Genomic DNA, 24,146 nt, shown 5'->3' with positions numbered 1-24,146 from the left:
GTGTGTCAGAACACCTATGCGCGTGGACTCACCAGCGCTGCCTGGGCGGGATGACACCAGCCGGTATGCCGTTGTTCGATACTCGCGGGGCAAGGTCCGTCGGGGCGTATCCGTAGAGGCCAGCCAGGTGGGCGGCGACAGGGTCGACCGTCCGATGACCGCTTCGCAGCCACTGCGGGTTTCCGAAGCATCTGCCGAGGTTGTCGATGGCGGCGGTCGCGTCGAAACGAGGGGAGAATTCAACGTCGAACGGGTCCGCGAGGCTCCTCATCTCCCAAGGGACGTCCGGCGGACCGCTCGGAAACCAGACGTTCAGCGCCGCAGCCCACGGTGAGACCCTGCCCGGTGACGGGTACCAGTCACGCCAGTCGATGACGCCGATCCGTTCAGCCGTTCGATTCCCAGGAAAACCCGGGGTGTTCCGCACCGCGAGGCGCACAGCGTCGAACGTGCGTTTGCGGACATTGCGGCTGACGGAAGAGTCAATGTTCGGGTTCTCAGCGGTGACGAACAGCACGATCAGGCCACTGTCACGCAGGGGTTTCGACGCGAGCAACCTGGCCCACCGTGCGAGTTTCGCTGGGACGTTCGACGTCGACGCTGTCAACTCGATCGCAACGCGCAGCCCGTCACCTCGAAGGGCGACCGCGTCCGCATCGAACGACGGATGCCACCCTCCGCTGATCAGGTCCTGCACCCGTCCGAGATGCTCGCCGAGCATGACCGCCACACTGCCGGTCTCCGCGATGCGCAGACCCAGCTCTGTGGCCACCACACCATGCCGGTCGTGCATGCCGGCACCGATCGCACCCTCTTCGACACCGGCGGTCACCTTCAGCCGTTCCGCGTACGAGGTCAGCGGGTACAGTGTCCGTTCGATCGCGCCAGTGCGGGTCAGCCGGTAGAGGTTCGATCTGGCTGACCGGTCTGTGCGTCGGAGGGCATCCGCGTGCACACCGACTTCGACGAAACCGAGGTGGAAGAGATCCGTCATCAGCGCCGAACGCCCAGTGGCGACCCGGGCCACGCCAGTGACTGCGGCGAGCTGCTCCGCCGACATGTTCTGCCACACGGTGAGCGCACCGACGATGGCCAACGTCTCCTGCAGACGATGCCCATGCAACCGCTGCAGTGCCGCAGTCCCATTACCGTTCAGCCAGTAGGGGACGCGAGCGAAACCGGAGGCAACCTGGCGCCGCATCTGGTGGACGTTCACCCAGGAGGCTTTCGAGCCGACCGGCCAGAAATCAGACCAGAACGGGTCGATGCGCTCACCTGCGGCAAGTCCGGCAGTCGCGCTCGAACGTGCATCGGCGAGCAGACCAGTGGCACCTTCGTAGAGTGCCGGGGGAGCACCGGCCATCAGTACCCCTGCGCGGCCCGGTAGTCTTCGACGACGGTGCCGTCAGCGGCCTCGAAGTTCGTGAGCGCGCAGGTGAACGCCGGCTGCCTGGTCTTCGCCACTTTCGTGCGCACAATCGCCACATACGGTGGAAGGTTCACGATGTCGGCCGGCAGCCAAGGAGATCCGTCCGCGGCGAAATCGTCAGCGAGCTGCTTCGCCACCTGCGGGTTGTCCTGGGCGAAAGCGAGCACCGTACCGAACCCGGTGACGGCCTCCTTCACCCGTTTGTCCAGCTGCTCGGTCCGCTGTGTCGCGAACACGGGCTGCACACCGTACGAGCGACCCTGGTCTCGCAGCCATGTGATGATCTCCGGGTTCTTTCCGGCCAGGAGTTTGAGCTCGTCGGCGAACAGCGTGCAGTGGCGGTCGACTTCCTGCCAGCCGGAGCACCGACGTTTGATCGCATCATAGAGCGTGTACATCAGCAGCCCCGACATCTCCTCCGTGAGCTTGTCGTCGATCGGGCGGCCGCCATGCGACTGGCCGGTGTTCACCACGACGGTGAGATGCTCGTCCAGCACCTGATCCCAGGTGAGTCGCGCCGGGCGCGCCCACCACTGCTCCGCCGCCAGGAGGTTCGTGATCTTGTTCCGTGGAGCTTGGAAGAGGTCGCCGCGCTTCGACGGTGTCAGCCCGGAGAACAGGGGCGTGATCTGTGTCGACGCGAACCCCAGATCGGTGCCCTCACCGGCATCCAGACGCATCGCCTCACCCTGCAGCTGACCGGCGAGAGCGACCGCCACATCATCGCCGCGCTCACCCATCAGGGCAGCCGCATACAGGAACGGCGAACCAGCGTCCGGGACACCGTCGACCACGGTGGCGATGCCCTCCGGATGCTCAGAGATCACGAATGCGGCAGCGAAAACGCGACGCAGAGTGTCGAACGAACGCTCCTGAATGGAGTCCTCGCCGAACGTGTACTTCAACGCACCAGCCGCCAGCCGGGCACGGAACTCGACAGACCCGATCTGAGGCGGGAACAGGTCGATCCCAGCTCGTGCCGGATCCCCGAGCTCGACACGGTAGACCGGGTCCCCGGCGTACTGTGCGAAACGCACATAGTGGTCTGCGCCGTCGCCTTTGTTCTCGAACGCGATCACCGCATTCCGGGCTCCTGGGAACCCCGGTCGTCCACTCGGATTCGCTTTCTCCAACGTCGTCCAGCCGAACACATTGTGCACGAACACGGACTTGCCGGTGCCGGCCGAGCCGAGGGCGATGATGCCAGAGAACATGTCCGCTGCAGACAGGTGCACACCGATGTCACCGGCGACGCCGATGAGCGGCCCGACGTTGTCCTGAACAGCCGCGGGAGCCTCGCGCCCGGCGGTGCTGTTCTCACCGGATGCGGCACCAGCCTGGGGTGCGGCGAACGCGGCGATCAGGTCAGCGCCGACCATGAACGATGTACGCGGCAGCGGATAGTCGCCAGGCTCTGAGTCATGGGTGACGCCATCCTTGTCGACGAAGGATCGTTTCGGGGGCCGCGGTCGACGCAGCATCGCACGGCGGACGGGGAACAGCCCGGTGAACCGGCCCACCCGGACCTTCGACGGCAGTGAGGGGATGCGCCCGGCACCGACCAGCAGCGTGACGAGCACCCCGACGGCGGCGAACACCCAGAACAGCGTCGTCACCAGCTGCAGCCGACCGGTCGCTCCGGTGACCAGCGCCGCGACAGCCGCGGCCAACGAGAGCCCGAACACCGGTGATGAGGCACTCCACGTCGACGGAGCGTACGTCTCGATCGGCAGGTCGAAGCCTGGCAGCGCCGCGAACACAGCATGCAGCAGGTTGTCCGCCGACACACGATCCACCGACCCCGCGTAGACGGCGACGACCGACGCCCCCTCACGTGTCGAATGATGCTGGCTGCGTTCGTTGCCGAACTGTGCGGACAGCCAGCGCCGCCACCACTTCTTCTCCCGACGGGCGGGCTGACGGGAAGAGATCGCCACCCAGTCGCCGACCGCGAGGCTCAAGGCCAGCGCCCGAGCAGTCTCCGCAGGGTCTGCTCCTGCGACCGTCTCACGTGTCTCAATGGACACCCGCCGGGGAATGCGAGCACCACGCACCACTGGGGTCAGCGGCAGCTCGATGTCCGACTCATCTGAGTGGGCGGCGACAGACACGGCGAGCTTCACCGCAGAGTCACGAGCGGACGCATCCTCTGGGGTGACGACGGCGTTGTGGATGCCGGCCTCATCACGCCAGACGACGATGGTCGAACCGTCCGGCCGCGCGTTCGCCCACGCTTTCGAGCGCATGATGAACGTCGTCGGATTCGCCTCGATGGTCCCAGCCCGGGTGAGGAGGAACGAACGGAAATCAGTCATGCAGATCACATATGCGTATCTTCCGCACGAACCCTCCGAGAAAGCCCAGTCCAATCCGCCGACCGCGCCCCCTCCGGCACCCCTCCCACTCGGGGCTGTTCTCGACCGCCGCGCTGCGCCGCCCTGTTCCGTCCTCCTCGTGCGCTCCTGTGGGTGCTGGGCTCGTCGTCCGTCTCTGGGGTCGCGTCGGTCTTCCCCTTGGGGTGGTCGGGGCTGCGCGATGCTCCCTCGGTCCGGTGCTTCGTCCCGTGGGCGCATCGCTTGCCGTCACCCGTCTGCCCGGGTGCCGGTGGAGTCGAACCGTGGGTTCGCCTCGGCGACTTCGTCGCGGGAACGCGGTGCGTTCCGGTGAGCACTGGTCGTGCCCACGCACCGGTGACGTGGGCCTCCGGTGCACCCTGTGGTGACGTTCCGAGAGGGTGCATGCGGGCTGCGCGGGCGACGCAGTCGCCTTGGTCGAAGGTGAGCATGCAGGGCACCATGCTGAGGTCCCACCGGGAAGGTGAACGAACGGAGTCAGGGGGACCGTGGTGCGGGATGCCGAGACGAGGCGGCGCGCAGCGAACACGGTCGGAGCGCACGTGGCCGGAACCAGCCAGGCGTGGGAGGGCTGGGCGGGGCGAAGCCCCAAGGTGCACCCGGTGAGGGTGGACCTCAGACCGGAAAGTCGGACGGGTGACGGGGTGAGGCCATGCCGGCACGAACGGTCAGGAAGGCCGACGTCCAGTCGGCGTTTCGGGGAGACGTGAAGGTCAGGCGAGCCGAACGAACGGGGAAGACGGGAAGGGTGCCGCTGCGCGCGAGCCCCGGGACGAAGCCGGCCCTCCGGGCCGGCGGAGTGGGAGGGGCGAGCACTTAACTATGGGTGGCTTCGGCTGTCGCCGGGTTTGCTCTGAACCGTCAGTGCACCACGGGCCTGCCGGCTGTTGCAAGGGTATGGATGAGCCGACTACTGCGCCATCATATCTGGTGTCACATCTCTAGCAGTTGGTGTTCTTTTCGATTTGCCTCCACGGTAGAGACGCCAGACACGCTGATCACCATTAGTTGACTCGAACGTGACGTACCACGGATTGTTTCCTTGGCCATCAGCACGCCAAGCATCAACAAGGTTGGAGACGGTCCAACGGCCGCTCTGGTCTGGCATGTCGCGCCAAGCGGTGGCTAAATCTCCAATTACGTAGAGGGGGACATCCTCTTGTTGCAGAACGGTCCCCTTCTTTCCATCGACTACTCGAGTACTTCCTTTAGCAGATTCGATGACGTGTTCGTCATCTTCTTCACCGTGGCTCTCTTCGTCTTCTTGGTACCGTTCCTCTATGGAGGATAGAGGGGTTTGAGCGGCACGATCAGTGAACTTTCTCATCTGGTCGCTGATCTTGTCCAACTTGCCGTTTGTCTGCGTTTGAGCTTGCGCGGAGTCTCGGTCCTGCTTACGAAAGATGAGGAAGGCGATGCCGATAGCAACAATGGTGAGGGCCACGCCAATAAGACTGATTGAATTCCAGACGAAGGTGTCGAGGTCCGGAAGGAGCAGTGGAACGAGAGACCATATAACAAGAAGCACCAGAGATAGTGATGCAGAGATCCAGACTTTTCTGGGGACCTCACTTCCATCGGTCTGATTGTCGTGTTCTTGTTTCGCGCTCATTGTGCCCCCTAGTACCAACCGGTGAATCGGATTGGTCTACATCATTTTTGTTGTCTAACTCACCATAGTGCAGGCGGCAGCGCCACCTGATAGAGCGCGCCACTCGGAAGTCTGAGGTTCGGGCTGTGTTCGGCGTCCGGGTGCTGTTCGCGCAGTGCGTCTTCGAGTCCGCTGATGATCACGTCGCGGAGCGTGTCGGCTTCGGGGAGGCCGTCTGCGATCGCTGCGGTGAGCGCGAGGGTGAGTCTGGTGAGCTGCCCGGTGGTGAGGGTGAGGTCACGGTAGCGTCTGCCGAATGCGGTCATCCGGTGTGCTCGGGTGTTCGCTTGTGTGCAGGCTTCGCAGCGGCAGCCGTGGTAGCTGTAGCCGACTTTGGTGCCGTGGGGGATCGCGTCAGTCGTCGGCATTGACGAGGTCGAGCACCCGCTGCAGTTCTGCTTTGGCTTCGGCGACTTTCCGCTCGGATCGGGTGATTGCGCTCTTCTTCAGTCGGTTGGCTTCCGCTTTGAGTTTCGCGGCTTTCGCGTTGGCCTGTTTGCTGGCTTCTTTGAGCTGGTCGGCTTCGAGACGGGCGGTCTTGTACTCGTCGATGACAACGGCGTAAGTGCGTTCAGGGTCACGTGGTTTGCGGGGCATGTGGCGTCTTTCATTCGTGGTGTGTGCTCGACTGATTGTAGCGACTACTTTGCTGACGGTTCCCGCCGGGGCGTGTGTCGATGAGGATCTCTGTTCGATCCTCTGAAGAGGTGAGAGATGAGTACCGTCGATCGACAGGGATGACTGTGGCCGTGCGGTAGAGCGATCGAATGAATGCGTCGTCACCGTAGGTGATGAGGGAACGTCCGGGGCGGTCGTGCAGCGTCTGAGCGAGTTGCTGATGGGCGGTGAACCGGTGCCGATAGAGTCTGTCGCCGTCGCGGCGGTATGGCGGGTCGATGAATGCGAGTTCGTTCGGGTGTGCGGCGAGTGTCTCACGCCAGTCTGCGGAGTGCTCTGCTGCGGTGAGTCTTCCTGCTGCTGCGAGCTCTGCGACGTTCGCGAGCCTGACGAGCGTCTCCGTTCGGTTCCACCGGTCTGTGATGCGCCGACCGTCGGACTGCGTCCAGCCGCCGATAGGTCCTGCGGTCGGAATGCCTCCCCAGGCCGTGCGTGAGAGGAAGAGGGTCCGTCGAGCGAGTGTTCGTGAGTCGTTGGTGTCGACGGACTGCCAGTGTTGGAACGCCTCCAGGGTCGGGGTGACTGACGCGAACCAGACGATCAGCGACTGGCAGTCCGTGGTGAGGACGTTCCAGAATGCGGCGATACCGGGGTCTGCGTCAGCAATGTGTGCGTGGTCGACCAGCCCTGCGGTGAGCAGCGCGATGCTCAGTGACGCCGAGCCGGCGAACGGTTCGACGAGCTCCACCTCGGATGGATCGAGCAGACGACTGATCAGCGGGGTGATGGTGGCCTTCCCGCCTGGGTAGCGGAGAGGCGAACGGGGGAGTGCGGGCACGTGGGGTCCTCTGTGGGTGGAGAACGAACGAACTCACCCCACGTGTCCATGGAGAAACACGTGGGGCGAGTTCGCGGGAGCGGAGCTGGGTCAGCAGCGACGACGACGTGAGGCTGCGGTCACTGCGGCGCCGACGAGCAGCAGCGCGAGTCCGCCTCCGAGGACGAGGGCATCGTCAGATCCCGTGCGTGCCAGACGGCTCTCATCGCCGGAGGCACCCTGCTCGGCGAGCTGTACTGTGCCGTCGCCGTGCATGGTGTAGCGCTGCGGCACCGGCGTAGTGAACGACTCCACCGTGTACTTGGCCGGAACAGCTGCGGCCGCTGCGGCCCCATCACTCGCGGGGGTGTCCACGTCGGTCTGCTGTGCAGGATCAGTGGGCTCCGCGGGGTCCTTCGGATCAGTCGGGTCTGCCGGCTGGACCGGATCAGTGGGGTCGACGGGGTCAACCGGATCAACCGGGTCAGTGGGATCAGTCGGGTCCACCGGATCGACCGGGTCGACAGGATCGACGGGGTCCACCGGATCGACGGGGTCCACCGGATCAGTGGGATCAGTCGGGTCCACCGGATCGACGGGATCAACTGGGTCAACCGGGTCCACGGGGTCAACGGGGTCCACCGGATCAGTGGGATCAGTCGGGTCCACCGGATCGACTGGGTCAACAGGGTCCACCGGGTCCACGGGATCGACAGGGTCCACCGGGTCCACGGGATCGACAGGGTCCACCGGATCGACCGGGTCGACGGGATCAACCGGGTCAGGGGTCGGCGTGCTCGCTTTGATTCCGTAGATGAACAGCGACTTCGTGTCACCGTCGAGCGTGACGGTGAGTGTGCTGTCGCCGTCGGGTACGGCAGCGAGCAGCTCATCGAGCGTCAGGCCGAACACCTTCGCAAACCACGTCGGTGTGCCGACCGGCTTGTCGCCGTCGTAAGTGACGTCAGAGAACGCTTCGAGGCTGCCGGTTCGGCCGGTGAACGCGGTCTTCCCATTCACGCTGATCGTGTAGCGGTTCTGCTGCGTTCCCAGGTCGGTGGCAAGGCTGGTCACGAAGCCGTTGTCTTTCGCTGAGGTGTTCTCGGCGACGCGCTTCGGGGCGGCCGGGGTGTCGGCAGCGGCCTCTGAAGCAGGAGCGATGGCGTCGGCGGGTGCGAGTGCGGTGCTCTGCTCGTCTGCAGGTGCGGCATCCTTTTTAGCGACCGGCTGGGCTTCCGTCTGCTGGGCCGTGGACGCATTGTCTTTCGACTGGTCCTGCTCAGGAGCAGCGGGCTCCGGCGTGGTCTTGCTGTCAGCCTCTGGTGCGGGGGTGGGTGTGGTGTGCTCCGTGCCCCCTGAGGCTGCCGGCGTGCTGTGGGTGTCGTCGGCCGCAGTCTTTGGGGCCACGGCAGGTTTCGGCGCTGGGGCGGGTGCTGCCTTCGGCTGCTCCGCGGGCTTCGGGGCTGCGTGCTCGGTGGAGGCAGGTTTGGGGGTCGGCTTCGCAGCGGGCGCTGCGGGCTTCGGTGCGCTCTCAGCCGGTTTCGCCGCGGTCGAGTTGGTCGTGCTGGTCGAGCCGTTTGGGCCGACCTCTACGGTCTTGGTCGATGACGTCGCGGGGGTCTGTTCCGCGGGTGCCACAGTGCTTGCAACGGGCGCTGCGGGTTCGGTGTCTTCGGCTGCGTTGGCGGCGGCCGGGGCGACTGTCAACGCCAGGGCGGCGGACGCGATTCCGATGCCTCCGTAGAGGGTCTTGCGGGTGTTGGTCTCCATGATTGTGTGGCTCGACCCACCCCGGCCACTGTGACCGGGTCTCGTTTCAACGGGGGTCGAAACTCCTTCCTGCTGCACTTGTGCGCGGAAGAAGAATACACCCGTAACGCTACGGTCGTAACCTAACGATCGTGAATGACGTGATCATGTGGTCGAAGAGCTCCAGTGCATCGAAGTCATCGTCGGTCTTCGACGCACAGATGATCAGGAACTGACCTGCGCCTTCGACCGTGACTGCCCCTGTGACACCGAAGGGGCTGACCGTGTCGATGCGTAGCATTTCGCCAAGCGGATGAAGCCGAACTTCGGGGAGCAGGCCCGCCTCGATACCGCCGAGTTTCGCGACCTGGTTCAGGAGCGAGTCCAAGGTGAGGGGATCTTCTATCGGCCCGGCGTCCACATGTCGAAGACGGTCTGGACTGTCGAAGGAAAGCACCGGATGAGGAAGAAGGGAACGCAGCGGATGAGGCCAAGGCGGAGCAGCAATCCAGCTGGTCGGGACGTCGATTTCGATTTGCAACAGCGTGCTCCTATCTGCTCTTCCGGTCGGCTCCGCATAGGTGTCGACTGGCGAACTGGAGGAGGCGCGCGTGACGAGTGTTTCGAAAGGCACTGCAGGTCTGACTGCAGTGTTCATCGCGGGTCTGTTCTGTGTAGCTGGTGCCCCGGCTGCCCATGCTCAGACAATCGAAACGACTGCGCTGCGGACGAGCCCTCCCCAGACCGGTGCACTGCACCAGACACTACACGTCAACGCCGCCGCGAGCACAAACGACGAGCTCGATTCCACACCTCCGCTGGCAGCGTCAACGCCGGAACCGCCGGCCAGTATCCCGGCCACCTCAGACGATGAACCGTCCTCCTCCGCTGTATCAGCTGCTGCCTCGCCGGACAGTCAAGACAGCCCAGCAGAGGCCGACAGCGATGCGGTGACCATCGCCTACAGATACCTCGGCACGCCATACGTCTGGGGCGGCACCACGCCCGACGGCTTCGACTGCTCAGGGCTCGTCCAGTACGTCTACGCACAGCTCGGCATCCGGCTGCCGCGGGTGGACACAGCCCAGCGAGCCGCAGGCACACAGGTGAACCGCGATGAAGCCCGCCCCGGCGACCTGGTCTGGAAACCGGGCCACATCGGCATCTACATCGGAGGAGGCCGGATGATCCATGCTCCCAAACCCGGAGACGTCGTCAAAGTCTCATCCGTTGACGCCGTCGGCATGACGACCTTCGTACGGATCAGCTGATGCTCAGAGCAACCCTCGGAAAGACGCCGCGTGGAATCGGACGTCCGCAGTCCTGGCTGCTCATCGGGGACCTGCTGATCCCCGTGTGGGATGCCGAGAACTTCATCGGACCCGCTGACGCACCGAGCGGCGAAACCATCGACGATCTCGCCGCAGCCATGGAAGCCCGACAAGTCAGCAGTGACCACCACACAGAAACGGACACCACATCATGCCCATGACATCCGCGAACACCGCGCCCAGCCGGCTGCGCCTGATCCTCCACGTCCCGGACGGACTGCCCGAAGCAGCGGAAGTCCAGCGCCTGCGCTCAGCCGTCGACTCGCTACCCGGAGTCTCAGCGGCACAGGTTCGAACCGGCCACATGCAGCTCGACGGGACACCCGTCGTGACCGTGGACTACAGCTCGGTCGGACCAGCCACGCCGGTCGACTCACTGACCGGTATCCTCGCTGCCATCCGTTCCATCCTCGATGACCGCGTGGAGTCCATCTCCGTTGACCAAGACCCAGCCAAATGAGCACGAGGATTGAGTCCGTGCTCGGGCCGTCTGACAAGCGGTACCTCGGCGCAGGCTGGCGACGAACGTCTTGCTCGGTCGACGTCACCGAGCAAGACGACACACACATCGGTGGGATTGCAGTCGTCTCCGTAGGAGAGGGACCAGGTCGCGACGTGCACCACCTGTCGTCGATTGACGTCGTAGCGATCGTCGACCTCCTGCTCCGCAGTCTCCGCCCGAAAGCACCTTGGGCAGTCACACACCTGGACGTGCGCACACCTGCTCACCCAGAGTCGACGGACGGACGTATCCCGGTGAACCTGCAGCTGGACGGTGAGGACCATGGTGTGACGACCTACACCGGAACGATCGGAGGGTTCCCGGTAGCCGTCGGAGGTACCTATGTCGGAGGGCTGGACAGCGGGCTGTCCGACCCGAGACTTCCGCACCCGGTCACCGACGTCGGAGACTGGGACTCGAGCAGTTCCACACTCATCGCCGAGCACGAGCCAGAGGTCGCTCTGCCGCTGTGCAACGTGATCGCCATTGTCGGCGAACTCATCGAAACCACGATCGTCGCAGAGACCGGCCGATCCCGAGACGAGCTCGGGGACATCTGGATGCGACGCATACAAGTGAGTCGAGCACCGACCGTCAGACAGATCATGCGAGAGACAACCGTCACTCTCGACCGTCTGCGCGACCTGTCACACAGAGGGAGAGAACTGATGGACATACGCGCGAGAGTGCAGCTCAGCGACTCAGCCACAGTCCGAGTCAAGCTGGGGGTGACCAGATGAGCGAGGTCGCCGACCCGATGAAAGACGAGCGGGAGCGCGTCTGGGCTGCAGTGCATGAGCACGTAGACTCAGAGCTCGGACCGAGGCAGCTGCTGGACCGTTTCGCTGACCTCTACGAGCACGATGACAAGGTGTACGCCGGCATGCGACTCGCGATCGCGCAGCCCGGCAGTGGTGCACAACGGATCGACGCGATGAAGCCCTGGATGCATGCGCTTCCTGACGTTCCGCGCGATCAGGTTGAGCTGATGGTCTGCGCCATCATGGGCGCCAGGTGCATCGGCGAGGTGCAGTGCATGGGCCGGCATGAGACCGCACTGCTGATCAGAAAGGTCGGCGAAGATATGATCGGTATCCTGAGATGGGAGCAGTCATGAGAAAGAAACGAACAGGTGGGCGTCCGCGTGACGCAAGCCTTGATGCTGCCATTGACGAGGCTCTCGTCACGCTGGTTCTCGAGCAAGGTGTCGAGGAGACCACGATCGCTGAGATCGCGGACCAAGCCGGAACCAGCCGTCAGGCCTTCTACCGCCGTTACCCAGACATGGAGCACGCCCTTCTCGCGACCCTGGCTCGGCGGTTCCCTCCCGCTGCGGCGCCAGACACCGGCGAACTCTTCGACGACCTCGTGGCGTTGCAGGAAGAGGAGGTCGCGATGCTCAACGACCCGTTCTTTCACGCTGCATTCCCGACGCTCATGATGCTGGCGGTCCGTCAGCCCGCACCGGGGGAGGGGCTCGGCGACCATGTCGTCGCTCCGCGCAGGGCCCGGGTGCAGGCGATCATCGACCGGGCCAGTGCCCGCGGTGAGGTGACCGGAGACATCGACGTGTCAGTGATCTGTGACATTCTGCTCGGATCACTGCTGCCCACGGCGTTCATGGGCGGCGGACGGGCACTCACCAGCGATGACGCCAGACGCTCGGCGATCGCTGCCCTCGCTGCAGCCCGCGCATAAGTGCCGCATGACCACTGAGCATTCCAGCTACCTCGAAGACATCCGCCTCGCAGAACAGGCAAACGCCGCCTACTACCAGAGCAGTGAGCCGATCATGTCGGACGCCGCGTTCGACGCGCTGCTCGAAAGGATCGCCGCATTCGAGGAAGCTCACCCTGACCAGGTGGTGTTCCACCGTCTGTTCAGCGCTCCAGGTGGAGGGCTCAGTACTGAAGGCACGGACGTCTCACACGAGGTTCCGATGCTGTCGCTCGACAAGGTCAGAAGCCTTGACGAGATCGAGTCTTTCACCACATCCATGGTCGCTCTCGGCAGCCCGGTCACTGTGGAACCGAAACTCGACGGCCTCGCCATTTCGATCGAGTACCGGGGCGGGCGGCTGGTGCGTGTGTCCACCCGCGGGGATGGCCGCACCGGTGAGGACATCACCGAGCGAGTGCGTTCCATCAGCAATCTCCACGGTGTGCCGTACGTCGTCCACCCTTCCGTGGAGCTTGAGGTCCGGGGTGAGCTGCTCATGTCGAAATCGGACTTCGCTACTTCGAACGCGAACCGTGTCGCTGCCGGGAAGACCGCGTTCGCAAACCCCCGGAATGCGATCGCAGGCACCGTCAGAGCGGACAGCATCGACTATGAGACGCATGCCACGTTCATCGCCTACGACGTTCCCGGATCGTCCGAGGATGTGAACGCCGCAGCAGCACACCTCCATGCTCTCGGTTTCTTGCCGTCGAGCGACCTCCTGGGCGACGTCCCACACACCGCCGAGCGCTCAGTGCTCGAAGCGGTCGAGAAGTTCGGTGTCGCCCGTGAGCACGATGACTATCCGTATCCGACTGACGGCATCGTGATCAAAGCGGTCCGTGCCGACATTCGTCCGAAGCTTGGCTCGACCTCCCGGGCCCCACGCTGGGCGATGGCGTACAAGTATGAGGCGAAGAAAGCGACGACCGTGCTGCGCGACATCGTCATGGATGTCGGCCGCACCGGGAACATCTCGTTCACCGGAGTGTTCGATCCCGTCCACGTCGACGGCTCCACGATCGCACGTGCAACCTTGCACAACTTCGCGTTCATCCATGACCGCGACATCCGTATCGGGGACACCGTCGAGGTCTACAAAGCCAACGACGTGATCCCACGGATCAGCCGAAGCTTCCCCGAACTGCGTGAGGGCAGCGAGCAGCCATACGACCCGGAGCGGGTGTCGCCGAAGTCCGGCAGCCCGCTCGACACCAGCGAGGTGATCTGGCGCTCAACCGACCCAGCGGATTCGCTCGGCTCCTGGGTCTCCTACGCAGTCAGCCGCGACTGCCTCGACATCGAAGGCATCGGCGGGGAGATCGCTGCCGCACTGGTGGAGTCCGAGCTGATCGGCGACATCGCTGACCTGTTCGGTCTCACTGTCGACGAGCTCACCGCCCTGCAGCTCAGCGAGGGACGCACCCTCGGGGCACGGAACGCCGCAAAGATCCACGCCCAGATTGAGACGGCGAAGACACGGCCACTGGCCCGTGTGATCACTGCGCTGGGCATCCGTCGTTCAGGCCGCACCTTCGGGCGCCGTCTGGCCGCACACTTCCACACGATGGCCGCACTGCGAGCCGCCGGCGTCGACGACCTTCAGCAGGTCGAAGGTGTCGGCCCGGAACGTGCTCGACTGTTCCGCGAGGGACTCGACCGTCTGGCGCCCGTCCTCGACAAGCTCGCCGCCGCCGGGGTCAACATGGGCGCAGAGCCCGACGCCGACGATCGAGGTGCCCGACCTCTCAACGGGATGACGGTCGTGGTCACCGGCGCAATGACCGGGGCACTGTCGAACCTGTCTCGCAATGAGATGAACGAGCTGATCGAACGTGCGGGTGGGAAAGCTTCCGGGTCAGTGTCGAAGAAGACCTCACTTCTGGTCTGTGGGGAGGAAGGGTCCTCGAAGTGGAAGAAAGCCACTGACCTCGGTGTCCGGATCGTCACACCGGAAGAGTTCGCGATCATGGTCGGCGATCTCGTGTGAGACAGCGGCGCACTGCGGCTGAAGACCTGCATCAGATCATGTGGGCACAACGAAAACCGGTCGGACGGATCGGATGTGCCGTAGGTCTACTGCTCGCGGTGCTGCTGTTCCTGCTCATCCTGAGCGGAGTGATCTTCGTCGTCGGCAACGCACTGTCCACGACCACGGTGACGTGCACTCTAACGTCGGTGGACTCGGTGCACGCGCGTCGGACGGCGTACGTGGAGATTGTGAGTTCAGACTGCCCCATCCTCCATGCCGGTCATCTCGGGGAACGTCAGGACCGGATCGCCGAGAAGATCCAGGTCGGGGAGCCGCACACGTTCACCGTGGCGAGCTTCGACCTGTGGCTGGGGAGGAATGGCCTGTCGTTCCCGTCGATCCGCGGTGGGCTTCCGGACGTCGACTGACGCCTTCAGTCCTCGACGTAGTAGCTCAGCAGGAGCTGACCTTCAGGGATCTGCGCCAGCGCAGCAGCCTTCGCGGTCTCGTAATCGGGTCCCGACCCGGATGCCTTCAGGACTGGCACCTCGACGGTGTCGTCATGCCCTGGATTCTCGCGTGGCGTCCGGTAGGTGATGAACACGTTCATGCCCGTGATTCTACCGCCGGCAGACCGTCGACCTTCTCCTGCCAGTCAGCGACGGTGAAGACCCGCCCTCGACTGGCGCGACACAGATTGCGGTATTGGATCGCCCATCCGAGCTGGCAGATCAGCTCGTCGATCTGATCCTCGACGTGTGCGAGCTCGGTTCCCGGTTCGATCATCATCCTCTCAGTCTGGCCCGATCACGGACCGAACGCCCCTCGCAGACAAGGGAATCTGTCCACGCGCATAGTCTCCGGCGAGGAGGCCACCATGGCACATCAGAATGAATTCCCGGTCGGCGAGCGACGCCTTGCCTGGATCGACACGGAGACGAACGGACTCTGCCCGTTCACGCAAGGCAGCCGACTGCTGGAGATCGCATGCCGGATCACGGACGCCCGAGGCACCATCGTCGACGACGGCGGATACCATGCGGTGATCCGCTACACACCGAGTGAGGCATTGGAGCTGCGCGGCGCAGCCGATGACTTCGTGAAAGCCATGCACTCACGAACAGGTCTCTGGGGGCGGCTGGCCTCCGGCACGCCACGTGCTCAGGTGGAGACCGAACTGCTCGACTACATCAAACGGTTCGCCCCCGAACAGCGTCAGGCACGCCTGGCCGGCAACTCGGTCGCACTGGATCGAAAGTTCCTGGAAGCGGAACTTCCCGCTGTCGAGAAGTGGCTGCACTACCGTGTGGTGGACTGCTCGTCGACACGGTTCGTGCTCGAGGCACTCGGGCATCACGGGAGCCCGCTGGAGGACGTTGAGCCCGAACACACCGCTTGGGACGACATCATGGGCTCAATCGCTGAATACCGCTGGCAGCTGGCTGAACTGGGCGGCGGGCACGCATGATGCCGAAACCGAGGCCTCGTCGAACGCTGGTCGCACATGACACCGTCACCAGCAGCGCACACTCGGGTGTCTGGGTGGTGGAGGCCATCTTCCGGGCCCGGGATGAACCCTGGCGTGACACGGCCATGCTGCGACCCGTGGACGAGCACGACCGACGTCGGCCCGTTGTGCGGCTGGAACGACTGATGCTCGCTCCTGACGCGAAGCAGGTGGCATGAGAACCGGCAACAGACCATGGGCACAGCCCGCCCGCGAAGGGGGTGGTGCGGGCGGCCTGTCTGCTACAGCGTACGAACTCAGAGCCGAGGCAGCAGCATCCAAGCGTGTCGGTCGGCGCCTCTCAGCGATCGTTGAAGAGTTTCGAGGCCGTCACGGTGACCTGTCGCCACAGGCGCTCCAGCTCATCCGGGGAGGCGCGGCCCTCTTCGGCATCAGCGAGAGCATGGTCGCCGATCACTACCGGCGGCCGCTGCTGGAGCAGATCGCAGCTGTCGCCCGAGACTTGGAGCGCGCCCCTCTGCGCAGTCTGGAGGCGCAGCTCGATGAGCGCATCACCTCACTCATCCATGGCGCCGACACCCGCCTCGACCGTGTGCAGGAGACGGTGGAGGACTCGGCGGACATGATCGGCTTCGGACTCATGCACGGATACGGGAACGCCTACACCCTGAGCTGCAGAGCTGGGCGAACCCTGCTCGGCTTACCTGACACCGGCGACGTCTCGGCTCCCGACACAGACGATGATGACATGCCAGGCGTCAACGACCGATTCTTCAGCCGGTCGACGAGAGCAAGTCGACGAAGCGCCCGCTGGTACAACAGGTGGGCCCGCCGTTGGACAGCCCTGCTCACACCGTAGACTTGGGAGGTCGAGAACGATCACCGCTGAGCGCAAGGGGAGCCATGTCAAGCGAAGAGATGGATGAAGAGAGCCTGAAGCGTCGGCTCGGGCTCGACTCCTGGCGGAACCTGTCGAAGGACAAGCTGATCGCTTTCGTCTCCGACCTGCCGAACATGAGCAAGGAAGTCGCTCTGGGCGTGGTCGCCCAGTTCCCGAATTTCAAGGAGCTCGCACTCAACGCCTTCGACAAAGCCACGAGCAACACCGCCAGAGTCGCGGATGCGAATTGGATCAGTCAGGAGAAGGTTCACACAGCACACACCGAGTATCGAGCGATGCTTGAACGTGAGCTCGAACGCGACGACCTGACGGCTGAGGATCGGCTGCGCATCCTGGCACTCGTGCACCAAACGGTTCAAGAAGAATCGGCGAAGGACTCCGAGCACAAACAGTTCATGGAGAAGATCCAGAAGATTGGGATGTCGGCGGCTGGTCTCGCCGTGCTCGCAGGGCTGACCGCCTTGGGCGGCAAGTTCGGTCTTGGGGAGCAGCTCAAACCAAAACGCTGACCGGCATCCACGCGCATAGTGCTCTGCATGAGCACACACAGCGAAGCACGGCACCGTCACGGCGTGAAGAACGCCCGCCTCGCGTTGACCAGGTCAGCGTACGCAGGGCAGGCGACCGCCAAAGTGGACACCGCCGACCTCCGTGAGACGTTCCTCGAACTGGACGCCAGCCACCGCATCATCCGAGACATCTCTCTGCGGTTGCAGGCACTCGAGCGCGACATGCTTGCCAACATCCCTCTGTCGGCCGCCGACCAGGACTGGGACCCGAACGACCAGTTCGGGGCATGCGCCAGGGACCGCGCACGCCGTGTGCAGGAAGCCCGCTCCGACGTGAACGCCATCATCGCCGGTATCGAGGTCCCACTGGTCGCTCATCTGCGACGACGTTCACAGGGGGGACGCCCAATGAGCGATGCACGCAAGACTGCACTCAAAGACTGCCTCGCGGAGTTCGCCGACATCGAAGAGGACACTCGATCACAGCTGCAGGAAGCGATCACCGGCCAGGTGCTCGACATGCCGGGCTGCATCGGCACCGGACATGTCTGGCGGATCACCGACCAGAGGCCAGATGAGAGCATCGACGAGTATGTGAAGGCCAACCGAGACGGTGGTTCCGTTTGGTCCGGCGCCAACCCCGCCGACGTCGCATCCGGGATCGCCTGGCTGCTGAGCTTCTCAGGCGAGGTGCACATCTACGGGCGCGACGGCAAGGAAGTCCCGGTCACGACCGCGCTGGGCCTCACCGGCAATCAGACCTCGGAAGGTGCAGCATGAACCCGCTTCGCGAAGACATGTGGCTCACCGCCGTCGACAAAGACACCGGTGAAGTCCTGGAACGGGCGGACATTGCTCACCTGAACGACGCCGGCATCGAGGCGGAAGCCCAACGTCTCACTGACCTGCACCCCGGATGTCAGATCGTCGAGGATGCCGCCCGCGCATAGTGCTCCCCATGAGCGCAACGGTATTCCCACAGTATGCAAAGACCACGAGCCCCGAAGTCGCAAAGACCCATAGCCTGAATCAGGATGCTCTGGACGCATTCCGCAAGAAGGCAAAGGAGTTGACCGACAAGTACGGTGGCACCGGGTATCTGAGCGGGTGCACGTTCGATGCGACACAGTACTTGAGCGGCATCATCAGTGAAACAGAGCCGGCCTCCGGCCGCTGGAAACGGTTTGGCTCGCGTGAGAACTACTGGCGCCCATGGCGGAATAATCCAGCCGCAATGGTGATGCGCTGTGTGCGGTACGAGCCAGAGCGTCTCCCCGGGGCAATCAGCTCAGCTTGGCAGTTCGACCGTGCAACAGGGGGCAGCCATGTCTTCAACTACATCTCGTTCGCCCTCGACGGTGTGATCTACACAGGTTGCTCAGCTGCCGGCGACGAGCACGATGAGAACAACCTCTGTGACTGGGAATCGACCTGGACTGAGATCACCGCTGGCGAGTTCAAGCGAGCGTTGGCCACCTACAACGAGCGACAGCAGGAATCATGACGCGCAACATGGGCGCACGCGCTGCCACACCTGAGTTGCGCCAGCTCCGTCAGGAAATCGCCGCACGCGACGCCGAACGAAGCATGATCCTGGCGGAATCCGACCGGCGTGCCCAGGCCCTCTCAGAGGCCATCGCCGTGGGGGCAGAGGCACAGTCAAGACTGCAGCGAATACAGGAGTGGGTCGATGCGAACCGCCAATTCCTTCCGCGCCCAATGGCCTGGGAGATCGAACGCCTCTTGCAGACAGCACAGGCACCCCAGAGTGGCGAGCACCGGTGAGGTCCGCGCACAGTAACGCAGTAGCCGATCGAACCACGAAAGGGGCTCCGCTGATGTGCGAACCGACTGAGGCTGATGCGCTGGCTGACGAGCAGTCATGGCGCACCGAGATGCTCGACGTCCTCGGGGTCGAAGACTCAGATGACGTGAGCGATCACGAGCTGATCTTGCAACAGGCCAGGAAACTGGTGAGCGAGCATGACCGCTTGACCACGGTGGTCGAGAGCGTGCGGGCGACACTCACTCAAGACGAGCCGGGCAACCCATATATGTACAACCCGTGGGAAGACGAATCTGTAGATCCGACGAACCTTGATGACGTGGTGCAGGCTGCTGTGTCTCGTGGCATCGACTTCGGCGCGTGGAACCAGGCTGAGCGGGTCAGGGGACTGTTCAGCGAAGCCCGCGTCGACACCGCCAACGGGTTCGACATCGCGACTACCTCAAAGGTGGCACCAAGTGACCCAGCCAAGTAAGCACGTCGAACCTTGGGGCGGCCGGTTCAACCTAATCTGCCTCCTCGCCGGCCCGATCGGGTTCCTGCCTCTCGCCATAGCCGTCTACGACGAGCTCATGCCCGCATGGGTGCTGCTGCTCCCCATCTGGCTCTTCGCTTGGGCCCTGTGGGAAGCGCACAAGGCGATTCGGGCGACACAAGCGCAACAGCGGAAAGAAGCGTCAGTGCCCGATCAGGAGGAAGCAATGTCGTCAGGTTCAGCTGGTCACTGTGAACCGAGTCGCAATGAGAGCGAGGGCTCAAGTTCTACGAGTGACGTGATCTCGTCGACCGATCAGATTCGGTTCCGCGCTAATCAGACCGAGAGCAGCAAGCCATGAGCGAATTGGTCATCTGCGATGCCACGGGCACAGAGATTGGCTGGTATGACCCCGTTGAGACAGTCACCCGAGACGGTCAGATACTGCGATTCACGAACGGGTTCCACGACTACGAAGTTGAAGTGCCAGTCGGCGGATCTTACGCCATTCGACCCATTGAGAGCGGAGCAAGCAATGAGTGAGAAGACACCGACAACTGACGAGATTCGGTTCCGCATCGAGCATGACTGGGAGCCGTACGGAGCCGGGGCGTTCGACCGGTGGCTCGCGAAGCATGACGCTGAGGTACTGCGCGCCAAACCAACCAAGAATGAGGTTATCGCTGCCGCCAAGGTGCTCTACAACACGCTGCTGCCAACGCCTCATCAGCTGCGTAAAGCCCGTCTGGGTCTGATCGCGGCGAGGAAGACCAGGAGCGAGGCGTTCGATGACTGATGAGCATCTTGCCAAGGTCGGTGTTCACCCTCCGACCGGGCACGTGTGGGTGGAGCGAGAAGGAAGTGTGATCGCGCAGGTCTATGACCGCGCGGACGCTGAAGAGATCGTCGCTGCGCTCAATGCGAAGACTGCGCTGGAGCAGACCGACGCGGCGAACGCGCGCGCTGACGGTCTGACGGCAGTGATCGAGCAGGTGCGGGCGGAGGTGGAGGAGCTGCGTCGGCAGGGGTATCCCGTAGGCGCCCTTGTACGTATTCTCGCCACGGCCCCGTCTGCGGCGCTCGCTCACCTGAAAGCCGAGGTGCTCCGGTGGTACGCCGAAAAGCTGATGGCACAAAAGGGGATCACGTTGGCCGATGCGTTGATTCTCAGGCACATGAACGAGGCCGCTGATCAGTTCGAGAGGGAGGCAGGCTGTGAAGCTTCGTGATCGGCTCATCCTTGGTCTGGCAGAACGCATCCTCAAACTTGCCTCGGATGGAACGCGGGAAGACCTGCGCGCGATACTCGCTCAAGGGTCACAGATGGTACGGCAGCAGAGAAGAGACGCGAACACGATCACTGCTGACGAGATCTACGGTAAGCGTGCGTCCGGCCCCCAGGACTAACCGCGCACAGGTATCACCATGAGTGGAATCTCTGGACCTGTACAGATCACCTGCGAGCAGCGGAACGCACTCTTGGGATCACCGATCACACCCGACTGGCATGTGGAGTCCGGGCTCAGCGACCCGAATGGTCAGTTCGGTGAGCCGCGTATCGAGACAACGTGGGGGCGAGGTGATGAGCGCGTCCGCGACGTACGCCACCCTGCGCTGGGTCACTACTCGCCGACCCCGGAGCATCCGGATGTGCGCCCGTGCGAGCACTGGCATTGGGTCGAGAGGGAGGCACCTGATGGTGGCACTGGCGAGCACTGAGCGCCTTGGATCGTCGTTCGGGGCGAGTTCATGGACGACTGGGAGGTAGACCGCAGTGACAGCAATACAGCGAAGCACCATCCAGATACCAGCGGACCTTCGCCGTCGAATCAAGCAGCGCGCGGAAAGGTCTGGCGTCTCCGTCACCCAATGGGTGGAGGTCGCTCTGGAACGACAGCTCGAGTACCGGACCAGGCGCGAAGGAAGCCTCATGAGAGCGGCCGCGCATATCCTGCGCTACCGAGACAGACCCGAATGAGCCCGACGGCAGGGGAGAGACAATGACCACACACGACGACCAGCGTTCAACGTCCGATCGCGCCCGACGACACTTTCGCACCACAACGGCTCTCGCTGTGGCAGCAGCAGCAGCAGCAGCAGCAGCACTGTGCCTGACCGGATGCAGTCCCACGGGCGGCAGCAAGACCGAGGTCACCGACGGCAACAGCAGTGCGAACCTCGTGGTCCAGCATGTGAATGTCGACGGCCGGGATGTGACCTGCGTGGCGATGCTCGGAGCGAAGCGAGGTGGGCTCTCCTGCGACTGGGAGCACGCCGAGCACCGTCGATAGTGGCGAGCACCGTCTGGCGCTGGATCTGCAGGATGTCCCCGCGCACATCTGGTGCATGACTGAGACACAGAGCCTCCCGACGAATCTGATGAACACGCTGCATGTGAGCGCTGGTGCAGCGAAGCTGCTCCGCCACACCGGACCGCGTGTGGTGATCACTGGTTCCCGTTCCGCGAGTGGCTACGGCGTCGAAGTCGCAAGACTCATGGTGGAACAACTCGCCGGGACGAACGCCGTCGTCCTGACCGGCGGCGCCTATGGCATCGACGCAGCCGTCATGGATGCCTGCTTCAGCCTCGACCTGCCACACGTTGCCGTCCTCGCTCACGGCCTGGACAGGTTCTACCCGGCCGGGAACGCCGAGCGTCTTAGTCGGACACCCCGCGTGAGCCAGTACGGGGAGGGCACTGCGCCGACACGTGCTCGGTTCCTGGAACGTCTGCAGCTGCTCGCGCAGCTCGCTACGCACATCGTGGTCATCGAGAGCGGTGTACGTGGTGGAAGCATCGGGCTGGCGCACGCCGCATCAGGGACGCTCACACGTGTCGGCGCAGTGCCTGGCCCGGTGACTTCAGCGCAATCCGCTGGCTCGAATGCCCTGCTCGCGGCCGGTGCCGACCTGGTCACCCCTGCAACCTTCCGCGGCTGGGTTGAGGCTTGTTGAGTTCCGCGCATACCCCAGAGGACACCACCAGAGGGGGAGACTATGGGAACACATGCATTGCCTGAGCCGGACGTGACGACCGCGATCACAAGTGAGAGTGTTCTGTCGAGGTACGTTGCAGGCGCCCAAGCTGTCGACGGAATCGAGCCGGAGCAGGCTCAGGAGAACTTCGAGGCCTGGAGAGCCAGCATCAGGGATCGCGCTCTCAGAGACGCCGGTGACGCACTCCTGGAGCTGTCCCGGCAACGCATGTCAGACACGGTCGCCGGCGACCATGATGCCTTTCGGGAGTGCCAGACACTGCACCGTGCGTACATGGTCATCCGCAAGCTCTGACGCGCAGTCCGCGCACATATGGTCCATGAGTGTTCAGCGGACCATGATGATCAAAGTCTCGGCTCAAGCCAACAACAACAAGTTCTACGAAGTCATTTGTGACGGGGATACGGTCACAAAACGGTGGGGGAGAGTCGGTTCATCTGGCCAGTGTCAGTCGCTCAATGGCGGCATCAGTCTCTATCGAAAGACGATCAGATCGAAGGGTTCGCGAGGGTATGTGATCGTAGAGGATGGTGCTACGAATGCGGTCGCTGAAACCGCAGTGAGCGCCGCTGCACATGAGCAGCTTTCTGCCGTCAATGACGACGAACTCTCGCGACTGATCGACTATCTGGTCAGCTCGAACAAGCATCAGATCGCGGACTTCTCTGGCGGTCGAATCACCGTGAACGGGGCCGGCAAGGTTGAGAGTGCGCTCGGGCCGGTTATGCCTTCCAGCGTCGCCCGGGCGCGGGCTCTGATCGCCCGGATGGCGGTGGAGCCGAGCAGGCGTCTGCCGTTGGTCGAGGAGTATCTGACGCTCATCCCGCAGCGCGTGCCGCGTGGGTGGCAGGAGAGTTTCGGCGCGTCAGCTGAGCATCGCAGAAAGCAGCTGGACTTTCTCGACCAGCTGGACGCAGCAGTCCATCAGCAGAGCATCCCGGACAGTGGGCAGGCCGGCCAGCTGTTCAACATGCGTCTGCGGCCGTTGGCCGACGCTCACGAGGAGCAGCGTGTGCTGCGGCTCTTCGAGGCCGGGCGGCACAGCAGTCATCGGTCCTCGTCGCTTCGGGTTAGACGCATCTGGAAGATCGAGCATGATGAGGCTCGAACGGCTGAATGGGAGAGCTTGGCTTCCACGGCCGGCAACGTCCGTGAGCTGTGGCACGGAACACGTGTGCACAACGTGCTCTCCATCCTGCACCAGGGGCTCGTGGTTCCGGCATCAGACGGCAGCGACAGCATCCAGATCACCGGGCGAATGTTCGGTGACGGTGTGTACCTCTCGGACCAGTCGACGAAGAGCCTGAACTACTCCGCCGGGCTGTGGGCGGGTGCACATCAGCCGCACTGCTGCATGTTCCTGACGAGGACGGTGCTCGGTCACGAATACCGCCCGTATCAGAATGGCGGGTGGCGGGGTTCGGCCAGTGTCCGAGAAGCACATGCCGGTGGGTTTGACTCGATCACAGTCAAAGGCGGTACTTGCGGGGTGAGGAACAACGAGATGGTGGTCTGGCGTCCAGAGCAGGTTCTGCTGTCTCATCTGGTCGAATTTGACCGTTGAACGTGCCGCCAGCGGCTCCCTTGGGAACCTGTATGCTCTCTCTCGCTAGGTCGAGAGCATAACATTCCGGAAAACCGCCACACAACCCCCGGAACCCGTGAAAACCATGTGTGGGACGCGATCGAAGGCCACCCGCGCTACAGAAACGGGCCGAACCGCAGAAGAAGCGCACCGGGGCCGAAAAACTTTTAGGCTCTCCCCGGCTCGCACGGGGAGAGCCTAACACATTTCCGCCGTCACCGCTGTCACCACCCTGTCACCACCCCTCGGGTGACGCTACATCCCAGTAATCATATGGGAAGCA

General features: G+C 63.6%; 31 protein-coding genes and 1 pseudogene. 22 read left to right on the top strand and 10 right to left on the bottom strand.

The window, feature by feature from the left end:
- Positions 1 to 28: 28 nt before the first annotated feature.
- The 8 genes from F8O06_RS07510 to F8O06_RS07475 all read right to left on the bottom strand — a co-directional run bounded on the left by F8O06_RS07510 (position 29) and on the right by F8O06_RS07475 (position 9,276).
- Complete coding sequence (locus tag F8O06_RS07510; RefSeq protein ID WP_158037800.1) at positions 29 to 1,363, bottom strand: hypothetical protein; 1,335 nt, start codon at positions 1,361 to 1,363, stop codon at positions 29 to 31.
- Complete coding sequence (locus tag F8O06_RS07505) at positions 1,363 to 3,744, bottom strand: hypothetical protein (RefSeq protein WP_158037801.1); 2,382 nt, start codon at positions 3,742 to 3,744, stop codon at positions 1,363 to 1,365. The genes F8O06_RS07510 and F8O06_RS07505 overlap by 1 nt, the downstream gene beginning before the upstream one ends.
- A gap of 949 nt (positions 3,745 to 4,693) precedes the next feature.
- A complete protein-coding gene (locus F8O06_RS07500; RefSeq protein WP_158037802.1) occupies positions 4,694 to 5,395 on the bottom strand; it encodes a hypothetical protein in 702 nt (233 codons plus the stop codon).
- A gap of 59 nt (positions 5,396 to 5,454) precedes the next feature.
- The gene (locus F8O06_RS07495; RefSeq protein ID WP_158037803.1) at positions 5,455 to 5,802 is read right to left on the bottom strand and encodes a hypothetical protein; all 348 of its coding nucleotides are present in this window, start codon (positions 5,800 to 5,802) and stop codon (positions 5,455 to 5,457) included.
- Entirely contained in the window at positions 5,789 to 6,031 is a 243-nt protein-coding gene (locus tag F8O06_RS07490) for a hypothetical protein (protein WP_158037804.1), read from the bottom strand. Before F8O06_RS07490 ends, F8O06_RS07495 begins: the two co-directional genes overlap by 14 nt.
- A gap of 10 nt (positions 6,032 to 6,041) precedes the next feature.
- Positions 6,042 to 6,890 (bottom strand): DNA adenine methylase, encoded by an 849-nt coding sequence (locus F8O06_RS07485; RefSeq protein WP_158037805.1) that lies wholly within the window; start codon positions 6,888 to 6,890, stop codon positions 6,042 to 6,044.
- 90 nt (positions 6,891 to 6,980) lie between these two features.
- Positions 6,981 to 8,639, bottom strand: a complete 1,659-nt coding sequence (locus F8O06_RS12400; RefSeq protein WP_225733405.1) for a hypothetical protein — start codon at positions 8,637 to 8,639, stop codon at positions 6,981 to 6,983.
- 109 nt (positions 8,640 to 8,748) lie between these two features.
- Positions 8,749 to 9,276: a hypothetical protein gene (locus F8O06_RS07475; protein ID WP_192496892.1), complete on the bottom strand. Its 528-nt coding sequence runs from the start codon at positions 9,274 to 9,276 to the stop codon at positions 8,749 to 8,751.
- Between the two features lie 292 nt (positions 9,277 to 9,568).
- Between F8O06_RS07475 and F8O06_RS12395 the strand changes: the two genes are divergently transcribed.
- From F8O06_RS12395 to F8O06_RS07440, 7 genes are all read left to right on the top strand, one after another.
- Complete coding sequence (locus tag F8O06_RS12395) at positions 9,569 to 9,889, top strand: C40 family peptidase (RefSeq protein WP_225733406.1); 321 nt, start codon at positions 9,569 to 9,571, stop codon at positions 9,887 to 9,889.
- 211 nt (positions 9,890 to 10,100) lie between these two features.
- A complete protein-coding gene (locus F8O06_RS07465; RefSeq protein WP_158037808.1) occupies positions 10,101 to 10,409 on the top strand; it encodes a hypothetical protein in 309 nt (102 codons plus the stop codon).
- A complete protein-coding gene (locus F8O06_RS07460; protein WP_158037809.1) occupies positions 10,406 to 11,191 on the top strand; it encodes a hypothetical protein in 786 nt (261 codons plus the stop codon). Before F8O06_RS07465 ends, F8O06_RS07460 begins: the two co-directional genes overlap by 4 nt.
- Positions 11,188 to 11,568 (top strand): hypothetical protein, encoded by a 381-nt coding sequence (locus F8O06_RS07455; protein WP_158037810.1) that lies wholly within the window; start codon positions 11,188 to 11,190, stop codon positions 11,566 to 11,568. Before F8O06_RS07460 ends, F8O06_RS07455 begins: the two co-directional genes overlap by 4 nt.
- The gene (locus F8O06_RS07450; protein WP_192496842.1) at positions 11,565 to 12,149 is read left to right on the top strand and encodes a TetR/AcrR family transcriptional regulator; all 585 of its coding nucleotides are present in this window, start codon (positions 11,565 to 11,567) and stop codon (positions 12,147 to 12,149) included. Before F8O06_RS07455 ends, F8O06_RS07450 begins: the two co-directional genes overlap by 4 nt.
- Before the next feature lie 7 nt (positions 12,150 to 12,156).
- The gene (gene ligA / locus F8O06_RS07445) at positions 12,157 to 14,160 is read left to right on the top strand and encodes an NAD-dependent DNA ligase LigA (RefSeq protein WP_192496843.1); all 2,004 of its coding nucleotides are present in this window, start codon (positions 12,157 to 12,159) and stop codon (positions 14,158 to 14,160) included.
- A 98-nt stretch (positions 14,161 to 14,258) separates the two neighbouring features.
- The gene (locus F8O06_RS07440; RefSeq protein ID WP_158037813.1) at positions 14,259 to 14,570 is read left to right on the top strand and encodes a hypothetical protein; all 312 of its coding nucleotides are present in this window, start codon (positions 14,259 to 14,261) and stop codon (positions 14,568 to 14,570) included.
- Positions 14,571 to 14,575: 5 nt separating this feature from the next.
- Here the strand turns inward: F8O06_RS07440 and F8O06_RS12230 are convergent, their stop codons facing one another.
- Positions 14,576 to 14,752 (bottom strand): hypothetical protein, encoded by a 177-nt coding sequence (locus F8O06_RS12230; protein WP_192496844.1) that lies wholly within the window; start codon positions 14,750 to 14,752, stop codon positions 14,576 to 14,578.
- Positions 14,749 to 14,931: a hypothetical protein gene (locus tag F8O06_RS07435; RefSeq protein WP_158037814.1), complete on the bottom strand. Its 183-nt coding sequence runs from the start codon at positions 14,929 to 14,931 to the stop codon at positions 14,749 to 14,751. Before F8O06_RS07435 ends, F8O06_RS12230 begins: the two co-directional genes overlap by 4 nt.
- An 88-nt stretch (positions 14,932 to 15,019) precedes the next feature.
- On the opposite strand from F8O06_RS07435, the gene orn reads away from it, so the two are divergent.
- The 15 genes and pseudogenes from orn to F8O06_RS07365 all read left to right on the top strand — a co-directional run bounded on the left by orn (position 15,020) and on the right by F8O06_RS07365 (position 23,842).
- Positions 15,020 to 15,610, top strand: a complete 591-nt coding sequence (gene orn / locus F8O06_RS07430; RefSeq protein WP_158037815.1) for an oligoribonuclease — start codon at positions 15,020 to 15,022, stop codon at positions 15,608 to 15,610.
- Complete coding sequence (locus tag F8O06_RS07425; protein WP_158037816.1) at positions 15,607 to 15,828, top strand: hypothetical protein; 222 nt, start codon at positions 15,607 to 15,609, stop codon at positions 15,826 to 15,828. Before orn ends, F8O06_RS07425 begins: the two co-directional genes overlap by 4 nt.
- On the top strand, positions 15,825 to 16,469 hold the full coding sequence (locus F8O06_RS07420; protein ID WP_158037817.1) for a hypothetical protein: 645 nt from the start codon (positions 15,825 to 15,827) through the stop codon (positions 16,467 to 16,469). Before F8O06_RS07425 ends, F8O06_RS07420 begins: the two co-directional genes overlap by 4 nt.
- Positions 16,470 to 16,513: 44 nt before the next feature.
- Complete coding sequence (locus F8O06_RS07415) at positions 16,514 to 17,020, top strand: hypothetical protein (protein WP_158037818.1); 507 nt, start codon at positions 16,514 to 16,516, stop codon at positions 17,018 to 17,020.
- Between the two features lie 27 nt (positions 17,021 to 17,047).
- Positions 17,048 to 17,800: a hypothetical protein gene (locus F8O06_RS07410; protein WP_158037819.1), complete on the top strand. Its 753-nt coding sequence runs from the start codon at positions 17,048 to 17,050 to the stop codon at positions 17,798 to 17,800.
- Complete coding sequence (locus F8O06_RS12225) at positions 17,797 to 17,970, top strand: hypothetical protein (protein ID WP_192496845.1); 174 nt, start codon at positions 17,797 to 17,799, stop codon at positions 17,968 to 17,970. Before F8O06_RS07410 ends, F8O06_RS12225 begins: the two co-directional genes overlap by 4 nt.
- An 8-nt stretch (positions 17,971 to 17,978) precedes the next feature.
- Positions 17,979 to 18,524: a hypothetical protein gene (locus F8O06_RS07405; protein WP_158037820.1), complete on the top strand. Its 546-nt coding sequence runs from the start codon at positions 17,979 to 17,981 to the stop codon at positions 18,522 to 18,524.
- Positions 18,521 to 18,805, top strand: a complete 285-nt coding sequence (locus F8O06_RS07400; protein WP_158037821.1) for a hypothetical protein — start codon at positions 18,521 to 18,523, stop codon at positions 18,803 to 18,805. The genes F8O06_RS07405 and F8O06_RS07400 overlap by 4 nt, the downstream gene beginning before the upstream one ends.
- Before the next feature lie 53 nt (positions 18,806 to 18,858).
- Positions 18,859 to 19,281 (top strand): hypothetical protein, encoded by a 423-nt coding sequence (locus F8O06_RS07395; RefSeq protein ID WP_158037822.1) that lies wholly within the window; start codon positions 18,859 to 18,861, stop codon positions 19,279 to 19,281.
- Between the two features lie 535 nt (positions 19,282 to 19,816).
- On the top strand, positions 19,817 to 20,077 hold the full coding sequence (locus tag F8O06_RS07390; RefSeq protein WP_158037823.1) for a hypothetical protein: 261 nt from the start codon (positions 19,817 to 19,819) through the stop codon (positions 20,075 to 20,077).
- A gap of 67 nt (positions 20,078 to 20,144) precedes the next feature.
- Positions 20,145 to 20,510, top strand: coding sequence for a hypothetical protein (locus F8O06_RS07385; RefSeq protein ID WP_158037824.1), 366 nt, complete (start codon positions 20,145 to 20,147; stop codon positions 20,508 to 20,510).
- A gap of 771 nt (positions 20,511 to 21,281) precedes the next feature.
- Entirely contained in the window at positions 21,282 to 21,572 is a 291-nt protein-coding gene (locus tag F8O06_RS07375; RefSeq protein WP_158037826.1) for a hypothetical protein, read from the top strand.
- A gap of 55 nt (positions 21,573 to 21,627) precedes the next feature.
- The gene (locus F8O06_RS07370; RefSeq protein ID WP_158037827.1) at positions 21,628 to 22,236 is read left to right on the top strand and encodes a DNA-processing protein DprA; all 609 of its coding nucleotides are present in this window, start codon (positions 21,628 to 21,630) and stop codon (positions 22,234 to 22,236) included.
- Between the two features lie 274 nt (positions 22,237 to 22,510).
- Positions 22,511 to 22,783: pseudogene (locus F8O06_RS12550) on the top strand (WGR domain-containing protein); the annotation flags it as partial.
- A 54-nt stretch (positions 22,784 to 22,837) separates the two neighbouring features.
- Positions 22,838 to 23,842, top strand: a complete 1,005-nt coding sequence (locus F8O06_RS07365; protein ID WP_225733439.1) for a hypothetical protein — start codon at positions 22,838 to 22,840, stop codon at positions 23,840 to 23,842.
- The last annotated feature ends 304 nt before the right edge of the window (positions 23,843 to 24,146 follow it).

The organism is Pseudoclavibacter sp. CFCC 14310 (genome assembly GCF_008831165.1).
Lineage (GTDB): Bacteria > Actinomycetota > Actinomycetes > Actinomycetales > Microbacteriaceae > Pseudoclavibacter_A.
Note: the sequence above shows the minus strand (reverse complement) of the source record. Positions and strands in the feature narration are given on the sequence as shown.